7 protein-coding genes, 2 tRNA genes and 3 rRNA genes are annotated in these 13502 nt (G+C 38.6%); 3 read left to right on the top strand and 9 right to left on the bottom strand.

Annotation, left to right across the window (positions count from 1 at the left end):
• Positions 1-30: 30 nt before the first annotated feature.
• Complete coding sequence (locus tag ACZ0AH_RS11335) at positions 31-1311, bottom strand: glucose-1-phosphate adenylyltransferase (protein ID WP_463475910.1); 1281 nt, start codon at positions 1309-1311, stop codon at positions 31-33.
• Complete coding sequence (locus ACZ0AH_RS11330) at positions 1301-2728, bottom strand: glycogen synthase (RefSeq protein WP_463475909.1); 1428 nt, start codon at positions 2726-2728, stop codon at positions 1301-1303. Before ACZ0AH_RS11330 ends, ACZ0AH_RS11335 begins: the two co-directional genes overlap by 11 nt.
• Before the next feature lie 138 nt (positions 2729-2866).
• Between ACZ0AH_RS11330 and ACZ0AH_RS11325 the strand changes: the two genes are divergently transcribed.
• Positions 2867-3730: an alpha/beta hydrolase gene (locus tag ACZ0AH_RS11325; protein ID WP_463475908.1), complete on the top strand. Its 864-nt coding sequence runs from the start codon at positions 2867-2869 to the stop codon at positions 3728-3730.
• A gap of 46 nt (positions 3731-3776) precedes the next feature.
• Complete coding sequence (locus tag ACZ0AH_RS11320; protein WP_463475907.1) at positions 3777-4421, top strand: endonuclease III domain-containing protein; 645 nt, start codon at positions 3777-3779, stop codon at positions 4419-4421.
• Positions 4422-4424: 3 nt separating this feature from the next.
• Here ACZ0AH_RS11320 and ACZ0AH_RS11315 read toward each other — a convergent pair whose 3' ends face one another.
• From ACZ0AH_RS11315 to ACZ0AH_RS11285, 7 genes are all read right to left on the bottom strand, one after another.
• Positions 4425-4859, bottom strand: coding sequence for a nuclear transport factor 2 family protein (locus ACZ0AH_RS11315; protein ID WP_463475906.1), 435 nt, complete (start codon positions 4857-4859; stop codon positions 4425-4427).
• Positions 4860-5357: 498 nt separating this feature from the next.
• Positions 5358-5467 (bottom strand): 5S ribosomal RNA (gene rrf, locus ACZ0AH_RS11310).
• A gap of 187 nt (positions 5468-5654) precedes the next feature.
• Positions 5655-8540: ribosomal RNA gene (locus ACZ0AH_RS11305) — 23S ribosomal RNA — on the bottom strand.
• Positions 8541-8721: 181 nt separating this feature from the next.
• Positions 8722-8795 (bottom strand) — tRNA-Ala (locus ACZ0AH_RS11300).
• 163 nt (positions 8796-8958) lie between these two features.
• Positions 8959-9032 (bottom strand) — tRNA-Ile (locus ACZ0AH_RS11295).
• Positions 9033-9156: 124 nt separating this feature from the next.
• Positions 9157-10670: ribosomal RNA gene (locus ACZ0AH_RS11290) — 16S ribosomal RNA — on the bottom strand.
• Together the 16S, 23S and 5S rRNA genes with 2 tRNA genes alongside form the textbook arrangement of a ribosomal RNA operon.
• Before the next feature lie 966 nt (positions 10671-11636).
• Positions 11637-12317 (bottom strand): DUF4294 domain-containing protein, encoded by a 681-nt coding sequence (locus ACZ0AH_RS11285; protein WP_463475905.1) that lies wholly within the window; start codon positions 12315-12317, stop codon positions 11637-11639.
• 81 nt (positions 12318-12398) lie between these two features.
• On the opposite strand from ACZ0AH_RS11285, the gene ACZ0AH_RS11280 reads away from it, so the two are divergent.
• Positions 12399-13487 (top strand): M42 family metallopeptidase, encoded by a 1089-nt coding sequence (locus ACZ0AH_RS11280; protein ID WP_463475904.1) that lies wholly within the window; start codon positions 12399-12401, stop codon positions 13485-13487.
• Positions 13488-13502 lie beyond the last annotated feature (15 nt).

The following is a 13502-nucleotide window of genomic DNA, read 5'->3' as shown; positions in this document are numbered from 1 at the left end:
GGTGTTTTTTTATTGGAATCTCATTTATATTTATTCAATTCTAAAATTATCAGACAAAACAGCTCCTTTTTTAATAACAACAATGCCGTCTTTTATACTGTATAATTCATTGGCAAAATTATCTAAATGCTTTCCACCGCTTATATGTACATTGTTTCCAATTCGTACATTTTTGTCAATTAAAGCATTTTGTATGAAACAATTCTCTCCAATTCCAACATGAATTTTATTGATACTTGCTTCACGATTCAATTCGTCTAAATCCTGATAAAAATCGTTGCCCATTACATAACAATTTTCAAGTACAGTTCCTGATCCAATTCTGGAGCGAATACCAATTACAGAACTTTTAATTTCTTTTGCATTAATAATACAGCCTTCAGAAATCAGCGATTGATTGATATTTGAATTTCTAAATTTTGATGGAGGCAATAATCTTGGTCTGGTGAAAATTTTATTGTCATTGTCAAATAAATTAAATTCGGGAATATCAGCTGTTAAACCAATATTTGCTTCAAAAAATGATTCAATATTTCCAATATCCGTCCAATAACCTTCATATTGATAACTTAAAATTTTATGTTTTCCAACAGCTTCCGGTATGATTTCTTTTCCAAAATCTTTCGTTTCCGGATCAGCCATTAAATCTTCCAATAACTGTCTGTTAAAAATATAAATTCCCATAGAGGCAAGATATTTCTTCCCTTTCTCCTGCATGTGTTCGCTTACTTCAGATTCCCATTGAGGCAATAATGATGCATCTGGTTTTTCAATAAAAGCATGAATATTATTTTCATGATCCGTTTTTAGAATTCCAAATTCCGGTGCATCTTTAGCATTTACTGGCAAAGTGGCAATAGAAATCTCAGCATCAGCTGCAATATGCGCTTCTAACATTTCGTTAAAATCCATTTGATACAACTGATCGCCGGATAAAATTAAAGCGTGATCAAATTCGTGTTTAAGAAAATGCGACATACATTGTCGAACGGCATCAGCTGTTCCCTGAAACCATGTTGGGTTATCCGGAGTTTGTTCAGCTGCCAAAATATCGACAAATGACTGACTGAAAATACTAAAATTAAACGTGTTTTTGATATGCGCGTTTAATGATGCTGAATTAAATTGTGTCAACACAAAAATTTTAAAAATATCTGAATTGATACAATTTGAAATAGGAATATCCACCAATCGGTATTTTCCTCCAATTGGAACTGCAGGTTTAGATCTCGTTTCTGTTAATGGATATAAACGTGATCCTTGTCCTCCGCCTAAAATAATAGCAATTACATTTTTCTTTTTAAATTTCATTTTTTTCAATTATTAGGTTGTATATCTCGATATATTCTTGGCAAACTCTTTCCCAGGAATGATCTGTTGCCATTCCTGTTTTTCTAATTTTGTTGAAATTAATTGTATCATCATATAACTTTACGGCGCGATTTATAGAATATAAAATATCACCAACTGAAGCCTGATCATGACAAATTCCGTTTCCATTATCTCCAAAATCAATTACTGTATCACGTAAACCTCCGGTTCGTCTTACTATCGGAACAGTTCCGTATCGCAACGCATACATTTGATTTAGTCCACAAGGTTCAACTCTTGAAGGCATTAAAATATAATCTGATCCGGAATAAATCAAATGCGCTAATTCTTCATTATACCCTATAAAAACATTATAATTTCCTTTATAATCATTACGCAATTGTACTAATTGCGATTCAATTTCAGCATTTCCTGAACCTAAAATCAGAATATTTATATCTTCAAAATTTTCAGATAAAGCTAATGCCGAAGCATGTGGCAATAAATCACCACCTTTTTCTTCAAATAAACGTCCAATAAAACTAAATAATGGTTTTGTAGGGTCTAATTCAAATTGCTCACAAAGCTTTTCTTTATTTTTTTGTTTTCCGATTTCAAAACTATCAATTGAATAATTTTCTACAATCATTTTATCTTTCGCCGGATCCCAAACTTCAATATCAATCCCATTTAAAATTCCCTTAGACTTGCTTCGAACCGAATTAAACAATGATTCTAAACCGTTCGCTGAGATGTTAATTTCATTCAAATAACTTGGTGAAACAGTTGTCACAGCGTGTGCACATTTAATTCCTACCGCCAAAGAATTTAGAGAATTATTCCATTCTAAAAAGCCAACGTGAATCAAATCAAATTCCGGCAGATAATGCAATTTGTCAAAGCCAAACCAACCTTGATACAAGCCATTATGAATTGTAATTACCGTTTTTACCGTTCTCAATGCCTCATATTTATAGGCATATTTAATCAAAAACGGAATTATCCCAGTGTGGTGATCGTGACAATTAACAATATCCGGAACGGTTTTGCGTGCTAAAATCCAATCTAGTGTTGCTATTTGAAAAGATATAAATCGTTCAATATCGTCTTCATATCCATAAACATTTGGACGATCAAACAACTCATTTATTTCTATCAGATATAATTCGTAACCTAACTTATCCGTAGTTTCTTTTAATACACTAAACGGAAAATCAAAATTTCCTAATTTCACTGTTCCCCAATGTACGCACTCAAAATCATTCTCATTTTTAAACTTTGTATCATACGCAGGAACTACAACCCTAACTTTATGTCCGGCATTCATCTGATATTTAGGCAATGCGCCCACAACATCAGCCAGACCTCCAACTTTTGCCATAGGATAACATTCAGCACTTATATGAAATATTTCCATTGTAGAAATTTATAAACGTATTATTAAATCAATTCGTGAATTATTTTTTTAGTAAACATCTATTAATATGCTACTTTTATGTTTTTTAAATTTAGGAAAAAATAAATAAAATTAAGGCTTCAAAAAAAAATTAGTGATATGACAAAAAAGACTAATAATCCTACTCAATCTTTAAAAATTCCACAGTTTATCATATTATCCAGTAAAATATGCGCTTTAATCTCAACTAAATTAGTCACTAAATATGCCGCAAGACTTTTTACTACACCAATAAAACACAAAGTTCCCAAAAGAGAATTGGAAATGGATCATAAAAGCATTCAAAAAATACTTTTCGTTCCTGCAATTCAAAAAAACATAGTAACGTATGAATACGGAAAAAGTGATCATAAAATCTTATTAGTTCACGGATGGTCCGGACGTGGAACCCAACTGTTCAAAATAGCAGATGAATTATTAAAAAATGGATATTCAACCATTAGTTTTGATGCGCCTGCTCATGGAAAATCGTTGGGTAAAACTACCATAATGTCTGAATTTATTCTTTCTGTATTAGAAATAGAAAAACAATACGGTCCTTTCGAAATTGCAATTGGTCATTCATTGGGAGGAATGTCTGTATTAAATGCTATAAAGGATGGCCTAAAAGTAAATAAAGCAGTAATAATTGGCAGTGGAGATATTGTACAGGATATTTTAGACGAGTTTATTTCAAAATTAGGATTGAAACCAAAAATTAGTGAAAATTTACGTGATCTTTTTGAGAATAAATATCATGTAAAAATGGATGATTTTTCAGCTTACAGAGCTGCACAAAAAATAAAAACTCCTGTTTTAGTGATTCATGACAAGGACGATCCTGAAGTTTCCGTAAAAGCTGGAATTCACATTCATAATAACCTTGAAAATGGAAGTTTATTTTTAACAGAAGGATTAGGACATAGAAAAATTCTAGGAAATCAAAATGTTATAAAAAAAGTTATTGATTTTATAAATATTTAATTTTGAGAAAGTTGTAATTTTATTATTCAATTTTAAAAAAACTAAAATGGATTTATTTGGAGAAACAGCAAATTGGGAAACTGCACTAAAACCCCTTTTAAAAAAATACAAAGGTAAAAGTCATCCTTTAGAGTATCAAAATACATATCAGTTATTGGTAATGGTAGTTTTATCGGCACAGGATTCTGATGCCAACATCAATAAAATTGCTCCTGCTTTATTTGCTAAATTTCCAACGCTAAAAAGTTTATCCAAAGCAGATTCCGAAACTTTTACACCTTTTATAAGCAAGGTTAGAAATTATCCAACAAAAGCAGGATGGCTTTTAGAAATCGCCAAAACTATTCAAAATGACAAAGACATACCTTTGACAATGCAGGGATTAACAGCCTTAAAAGGTGTTGGCAGAAAATCTGCTAATGTGATAATGAGAGAAACTAATCAGCCGGCTGAAGGTATTATTGCCGATTTACATGTTATTCGGGTTGCTCCAAGAATTGGAATAATTAAAGAAAGTAAAGATGGGAATAAAGTAGAAAAAGAATTAATGCAAGCGTTGCCAAAATCTATCTGGTCAGAAATTGGGATGGCAATTTCATTTCATGGAAGAGAAACCTGCAGACCAAAACCCAAATGTGAAGAATGTTTAATTGCAGATTATTGTCATTATTATTTAACTCAAGTAATATAAAATTTACGATTTCCTTCTCGTATCAATCAAATAAATAATCTTCCAGACATCATTTTCTTTAAATAAAGTAAAAGTATTTACTCCTGAATGACTCAATTTATCATTTAAATAAAATTCATAAGGTGCCCAAACATGAGCCATTGTACCATCAATTTGAATGTTATAACTCAAATTTTTTTCCTGAAATTTCATATTTGACGGAATTGAAACAATCGATTTATAAAATTCATTTGCTGAATCATCAGATAATTTGTTTGCTTTAGTTTTACTTTCACTAATGGATTGCAGAATAATTTTAGAAGAACAAACCGATTGTATTTTTATCGTATCCTTTTGATGAAATCCATCAAAAAAGATCTCAATACTTTTTTGAACTTCTTGTTTCTGTGCATTTGCAGCAATACCCAAGAATAATAAAATTATGATATAAAACTTCATAATAGAATAGATTAAAATTCAAATCTAATATAATAAATTCTAAACAGAAAAGACTAATATTAATTTGGCATTAAACCTTATCTCTTGAGAATCGCTTTATCAGTATAATTCTACAGTATTTTTCAAATAATAGATTCTCAGAGACTTGTTTTCTCATTATATACCTCTTAATATTCTAATAACTATGGTGTTCACCTATAGGGCCAGGCTGTTCGCTAAATTTTTTGTGAGCAAATTTTTGGTCAGGACAAGAAGTTTAGGCTGTCACAAACAGGCTTCCATCCCTAAACAAAATCCGGGTAAAAGAAGTTTATTTTCCAAAAGAGAAGAAAAATAAAAACCGAATAAAATCAAAAAGTTTTATAAAATAAAAAACCATTAGTTAGAATAGGGTTTTTCAAAGAAAGGCGCCCCCCCCCGATAGCTATCGGGGCTCCCGCATAATTGCAATATTTTATAAAACAAAAAACCCCATTCGTTAGAATAGGGTTTTTCAAATAAAGGCGACGACATACTCTCCCACATAACTGCAGTACCATCTGCGCAGGCGGGCTTAACTACTCTGTTCGGGATGGGAAGAGGTGAGCCCCGCCGCAATAACCACCTTAAGGTTGTTAGTCTAAAGTCACAAGTCTTAAAGTATAAAAGTCTTTTGACTTTATGACTTTAATCTTTCGACTTAAAGACTGCTCGCGTCGAGCAAATATCTTAACATACTGAGATAAAGAAAAGTATTTTTATTTATTATTTTTAGAAAGTTTCTTCCTCCCGTCTTTTGGACGGGAGGAAAAGGGTGTACATAAGCTTACGGATTATTAGTACTACTCGACTATGACATTACTGCCTTTACATCTATAGCCTATCAACGTGGTCATCTTCCACGATCCTTAAAAGAAATCTCATCTTGTGGTGGGTTTCGCGCTTATATGCTTTCAGCGCTTATCCCTTCCAAACGTAGCTACTCTGCGGTGCCCCTGGCGGGACAACAGATACACTAGAGGTTTGTCCAATTCGGTCCTCTCGTACTAGAATCAGATCCACTCAAATTTCTAACGCCCACAGTAGATAGAGACCGAACTGTCTCACGACGTTCTGAACCCAGCTCGCGTGCCACTTTAATGGGCGAACAGCCCAACCCTTGGGACCTTCTCCAGCCCCAGGATGTGACGAGCCGACATCGAGGTGCCAAACCCCCCCGTCGATATGAGCTCTTGGGGGAGATCAGCCTGTTATCCCCGGCGTACCTTTTATCCTTTGAGCGATGGCCCTTCCATGCGGAACCACCGGATCACTATGCTCTACTTTCGTACCTGATCGACCTGTATGTCTCTCAGTCAAGCTCCCTTATGCCATTGCACTCTACGCACGGTTACCAAGCGTACTGAGGGAACCTTTAGAAGCCTCCGTTACTCTTTTGGAGGCGACCACCCCAGTCAAACTACCCACCAAGCAATGTCCCCCGCAAAACGGGGTTAGGCCTCAGATAAACAAAGGGTTGTATTTCAACAATGACTCCACAACGCCTGGCGACGCCGCTTCATAGTCTCCAACCTATCCTACACATCATTTATCCAAGGTCAATACTAAGCTATAGTAAAGGTGCACAGGGTCTTTTCGTCCCACTGCGGGTAAACGGCATCTTCACCGTTACTACAATTTCACCGAGCTCATGGCTGAGACAGTGTCCAGATCGTTACACCATTCGTGCAGGTCGGAACTTACCCGACAAGGAATTTCGCTACCTTAGGACCGTTATAGTTACGGCCGCCGTTTACTGGGGCTTCAATTCAATGCTTCTCCGAAGATAACATCTCCTCTTAACCTTCCAGCACCGGGCAGGTGTCAGGCCCTATACTTCATCTTACGATTTTGCAGAGCCCTGTGTTTTTGATAAACAGTCGCCTGGACCTCTTCACTGCGGCCCTGTATTGCTACAGGGCGACCCTTCTCCCGAAGTTACGGGTCTATTTTGCCTAATTCCTTAGCCATGAATCTCTCGAGCACCTTAGGATTCTCTCCTCAACTACCTGTGTCGGTTTACGGTACTGGTACTAATTACCTGAAGTTTAGAGGTTTTTCTTGGAAGCCCTTAGGCGCACTATCTCTTTGTCCGAAGACGCCGAGTACTATCGTATTTCCCCAAGACGCGTGGATTTGCCTGCGCATCTTATAGGTAGGTACTTCAACGAACTATTCCGTCAGTTCGCGGCGCTTTCATCACTCCGTCACCCCATCACAGTAATTAGTAGTACGGGAATATTAACCCGTTGGCCATCGACTGTCCCTTTCGGGTTCGCCTTAGGACCAGACTAACCCACAGCTGATTAGCATAGCTGTGGAAACCTTAGTTTTTCGGTGTGCGGGTTTCTCGCCCGCATTATCGTTACTTATGCCTACATTTTCTTTTCCAGCCGGTCCAGCATACCTGACGATACACCTTCAACCCTGCTGGAATGCTCCCCTACCACTTAGAGTAAACTCTAAATCCATAGCTTCGGTAATACGCTTATGCCCGATTATTATCCATGCTCGTCCGCTCGACTAGTGAGCTGTTACGCACTCTTTAAATGAATGGCTGCTTCCAAGCCAACATCCTAGCTGTCTGGGCAGACAAACCTCGTTCTTTCAACTTAGCGTATATTTGGGGACCTTAGCTGATGGTCTGGGTTCTTTCCCTCTCGGACTTGGACCTTAGCACCCAAGCCCTCACTGTTATGAAACATTATATAGCATTCGGAGTTTGTCAGGAATTGGTAGGCGGTGAAGCCCCCGCATCCAATCAGTAGCTCTACCTCTATATAACTTTACGCATAACGCTGCACCTAAATGCATTTCGGGGAGTACGAGCTATTTCCGAGTTTGATTGGCCTTTCACCCCTACCCACAGGTCATCCGAAGACTTTTCAACGTCAACCGGTTCGGACCTCCACACTGTGTTACCAGCGCTTCATCCTGCCCATGGGTAGATCACACGGTTTCGCGTCTAACACTACTGACTAAAGCGCCCTATTCAGACTCGCTTTCGCTACGGATCCGTGGCTTAACCACTTAACCTTGCCAGCAACGTTAACTCGTAGGCTCATTATGCAAAAGGCACGCCGTCACCCCACGAAAGGGCTCCGACCGCTTGTAAGCGTATGGTTTCAGGATCTATTTCACTCCGTTATTCACGGTTCTTTTCACCTTTCCCTCACGGTACTGGTTCACTATCGGTCTCTCAGGAGTATTTAGCCTTAGCGGATGGTCCCGCCAAATTCAGACAGGGTTTCACGTGCCCCGCCCTACTCAGGATACCACTATCTATTATACTCGTTACCCATACGGGACTATCACCCTCTTTGGTGTCGCTTTCCAGCAACTTCCGGTTCCTTGTACATAAAATATCGTGGTCCTACAACCCCAGAATTGCCGTAACAACACTGGTTTGGGCTAATCCGCGTTCGCTCGCCACTACTTACGGAATCACTTTTGTTTTCTTCTCCTCCGCCTACTTAGATGTTTCAGTTCAGCGGGTTTGCCCACCTATCGGTGTACTATGTCTTCAACATAGTGGGTTGCCCCATTCAGGTATCTACGGATCAATCGGTGTGTGCCCGTCCCCGTAGCTTTTCGCAGCTTATCACGCCTTTCATCGCCTCTGAGAGCCAAGGCATCCCCCATACGCCCTTATTTTGCTTATTGTACCAATCATAAATTAATATGACCGTTTTTTTTTGTCTTTTATTACTCGTATCGCTACTCATAACAAAAAACGCTTTCTACTTTTTATTATTTTCTTATCTCAATATGTCAATGAACTTTACGGGCTTCGCGCTTTACGCACTAGGCTTTAAGCTTACAGCCTATGGCTTATAGCTTTTTGTGGAGAATAACGGAGTCGAACCGTTGACCTCCTGCGTGCAAGGCAGGCGCTCTAGCCAGCTGAGCTAATCCCCCTTTTTAATTAAAAATTAAAAATCGTGAATTAAAAATTATGAACTTTTTGATTCTTAATCTTTCAACTTCTAAAATTTCCTTTTTTTTAAGTTTGCAGTCTTTTTAGTTTGTTGTTTTTTCTTATAACTTACAATTCATAATTTATAATCAACAATTTAAAAAGTAGTCCCGGGCAGACTCGAACTGCCGACCCCTACATTATCAGTGTAGTACTCTAACCAGCTGAGCTACGAGACTCTGTTTTACTTAAAATTTAGTATTTGAACTAACAGCAAGAGTAATGAAATTTTGTGATTCAGAACCTTCAAGATTAACATCTTTTTTCCCCATCGTGCATTACTGCTAACAATTGGGGCTCTAGAAAGGAGGTGTTCCAGCCGCACCTTCCGGTACGGCTACCTTGTTACGACTTAGCCCTAGTTACCAGTTTTACCCTAGGCAGCTCCTTGCGGTCACCGACTTCAGGCACCCCCAGCTTCCATGGCTTGACGGGCGGTGTGTACAAGGCCCGGGAACGTATTCACCGGATCATGGCTGATATCCGATTACTAGCGATTCCAGCTTCACGGAGTCGAGTTGCAGACTCCGATCCGAACTGTGACCGGTTTTATAGATTCGCTCCTGGTCGCCCAGTGGCTGCTCTCTGTACCGGCCATTGTAGCACGTGTGTAGCCCAAGGCGTAAGGGCCGTGATGATTTGACGTCATCCCCACCTTCCTCACAGTTTGCACTGGCAGTCTTGTTAGAGTTCCCGACATGACTCGCTGGCAACTAACAACAGGGGTTGCGCTCGTTATAGGACTTAACCTGACACCTCACGGCACGAGCTGACGACAACCATGCAGCACCTTGTAAATTGTCTTGCGAAAGTTCTGTTTCCAAAACGGTCAATCTACATTTAAGCCTTGGTAAGGTTCCTCGCGTATCATCGAATTAAACCACATGCTCCACCGCTTGTGCGGGCCCCCGTCAATTCCTTTGAGTTTCATTCTTGCGAACGTACTCCCCAGGTGGGATACTTATCACTTTCGCTTAGCCACTGAGTTTGCACCCAACAGCTAGTATCCATCGTTTACGGCGTGGACTACCAGGGTATCTAATCCTGTTCGCTACCCACGCTTTCGTCCATCAGCGTCAATCCATTAGTAGTAACCTGCCTTCGCAATTGGTATTCCATGTAATCTCTAAGCATTTCACCGCTACACTACATATTCTAGTTACTTCCTAATAATTCAAGTTTAACAGTATCAATGGCCGTTCCACCGTTGAGCGATGGGCTTTCACCACTGACTTATTAAACCGCCTACGGACCCTTTAAACCCAATGATTCCGGATAACGCTTGGATCCTCCGTATTACCGCGGCTGCTGGCACGGAGTTAGCCGATCCTTATTCTTACGATACCGTCAAGCTGCTTCACGAAGCAGTGTTTCTTCTCGTATAAAAGCAGTTTACAATCCATAGGACCGTCATCCTGCACGCGGCATGGCTGGATCAGGCTTGCGCCCATTGTCCAATATTCCTCACTGCTGCCTCCCGTAGGAGTCTGGTCCGTGTCTCAGTACCAGTGTGGGGGATCTCCCTCTCAGGACCCCTACCCATCGTAGCCTTGGTAAGCCGTTACCTTACCAACTAGCTAATGGGACGCATGCTCATCTTTTACCGTTGTGACTTTAATATAATCCCGATGCCGAGTCTATATACTATGAGGTATTAATCCAAATTTCTCTGGGCTATCCCTCTGTAAAAGGTAGATTGCATACGCGTTACGCACCCGTGCGCCGGTCTCTGCTTCCGAAGAAACATACCCCTCGACTTGCATGTGTTAAGCCTGCCGCTAGCGTTCATCCTGAGCCAGGATCAAACTCTTCATCGTATATTGTCTGTTCCGATAAATCGGAACTAATTATTATGCGATGCTTCTCTATCGGTTCTTCTCGAATCTCGCGATTCCTTTACTCTTATTCTTTTGCCCTAACATCTCTGTTAAAGCGGCTGTCAATTCAATATGTCTACGAACGTGTCTTTCAATCTTGTTTCGCTTGTGTTTCAAAGCGGGTGCAAAAGTAGAAAACTTATTTTAATCCGGCAAATGTTTTTTGAAGTTTTTTTTAAGAAAATTTTACTTTCCTTTTTCCTCCTAAACCTTGCCAATCTCTCAATGAACTTTCCCTGTTTTGCGGGGTGCAAATGTAACTTCTGTTTTTAAATCTCACAAGCTTTTTTGAATCTTTTTTGAAAAAAAATTTTCATACTAAATTCGTTTGCCTGTCAGTATTTCAGTGAACGTCTGTCGTTGTTGCGGGTGCAAAAGTACCACCTTTATTTACATTTACAAGGGTTTTTATTATATATTTTCCATCTTTTTTATAACTCACTGGTATCATGTTTTTTACAGGGCAAAGTTTTTTTTCTTCCTTTTTGGGTTGGACTGTTTGGGGTGGCTTTTTCGGGCTTTGCCACGAAATACCAAGGCTCAAAGTTTCTTTGCCCTGTTTTTTTTTAATCGCGCAAAGGCGCAAAGACGCCAAATTTTATACTTCTGCCCAGGATTTTCTTTTGGAAACCTATGCCCTAGCCCCGATAGTCCCGAAGCCTCGGGAGGAAATCCTTTTGCTTTTTTCTTTAAAAAGCAAAAGATTGGAACGGATAGCGGGAAATAGCTCCTAATTCAAATCATAAACTTTTTAAATTGCTTCGACTTCGCTCAGCAGGACAAAATAGTTCTCATTATATATAGGTGCAAAAATAAACCCGACGGGTTTTTAAAAACTGTCGGGTTGGGTATGTGAGATTATTTTACTCTTATTATAGTATAGCTATACTTATATATAAGGAAGAACTATTTTTTACTGGCTTCTTTTGCTTTTGCTTCCCAGTGATTCATTAGGTCGTCGTAGTTTACCGGATTGGCAGCTTTTTGGTTTGTTAAGCGGCCAGACTCGAAAGCACGTTGAAGAATGGTTTCTATTAAATAATCTTCGTTGACTTCATAGGGTTTGTATTCGGCTTTTAAACTTATGTCGAATAAATTGGCGGTGGTATTGGAGACAAAGGCTTTGAAACCGCTTTTTAAGGTTCGGATTAATTCGTAAGTTGTGATTCCGGTTTGTCTGTGAACTAGTTTTACAAGTATTTGTCCTTGTCTGCGGGAAAGTTTTTTAAGTCTGTCTTCGAATTCATTATTCAGATAGTCTTCTACGATCTTAAAATACTTTTTCTTTTCGCGATTGGTTTTCAAACGCGCCATTCCCTGATTTAAGGCTGTCAAGCGATCGGCAGCTAATCTAGCATATGGATAAACTTTATAAACTCGATTTTGAAGAATCATGAATTGCTTTTGCGCTTCGGGATCTAGTTTTTCTTTAGATATAATAATCTCTGGCAATTCTATGGTGTCGTTTAAAATAGAATCTTGTTCGGTAAGTACGTAGCCCATTTCCTGATTGGGTTTAGGAGTAACTTGGGCTTGACTTGTGAAGGAAATCAATATAAAAAATAAAATACTGCAGGTAAATCTCATGGAGTCATAATTTAAATGTAAAATTATATATTTATACACAACTCTAATACCAAATTTATAAATTAGCCAAAAAATATTTTTATGAGCACAGAATCTATCTTAAAAGATACCTCAATTGCTTTCCTGGAAAGCTACCTTAACAACGCCTCTCCTACCGGTTATGAAAGCGAAGGGCAAAAACTTTGGATGAATTATTTGAAACCTTATGTTGACACTTTTATTACCGATACTTACGGAACGGCTGTTGGAGTGATTAATCCTGATGCACCTTTTAAGGTTGTTATTGAAGGTCATGCCGATGAAATTTCGTGGTATGTAAATTATATTACTGATGATGGTTTATTGTATGTAATTCGTAATGGAGGTTCTGATCACCAGATTGCGCCATCAAAAAGGGTTCATATTCATACCAAAAAAGGTATTGTAAAAGGTGTTTTTGGATGGCCTGCAATTCATACGCGTTTGCGCGATAAGGAGGAGTCTCCAAAAATCAGTAATATTTTTATTGATTTAGGCTGCGAAACCAAAGAGCAGGTTCTCGAAATGGGCGTTCACGTAGGTTGTGTGATTACTTATCCTGACGAATTTATGATTCTGAACGGTAATAAATTCGTTTGCCGTGCTATTGACAATCGAATGGGCGGTTTTATGATTGCTGAAGTTGCGCGTTTATTGCACGAGAATAAAAAAACACTTCCGTTTGGATTATATATCGTAAACTCGGTTCAGGAAGAAATTGGTCTTCGTGGTGCTGAAATGATTGCTCAGACTATTAAACCAAATGTGGCTATTGTGACAGATGTTTGCCACGATACGACAACGCCTATGATTGACAAAAAAGTAGAGGGTGATCTTAAAATGGGAAAAGGTCCCGTGATTGCTTATGCTCCGGCTGTTCAGAATAAACTTCGTGATTTGATTGTTGATACTGCTGAGGAAAATAAAATTCCGTTTCAGCGTCATGCATCTTCGCGCGCGACCGGAACTGATACTGATGCTTTTGCTTACAGTAATGGCGGTGTAGCATCGGCATTGATTTCATTACCGTTGCGTTATATGCATACGACTGTAGAAATGGTTCATAGAGAAGATGTTGAAAATGTGATTCAGTTGATTTATGAATCATTATTGAAAATTGAAAATAATGAAACTTTTTCTTATTTTAAATAAGAAGGATATAAAAAC

This window comes from Flavobacterium sp. AC105 (genome assembly GCF_979258495.1).
This window is presented reverse-complemented; position numbering and strand designations above follow the sequence as displayed.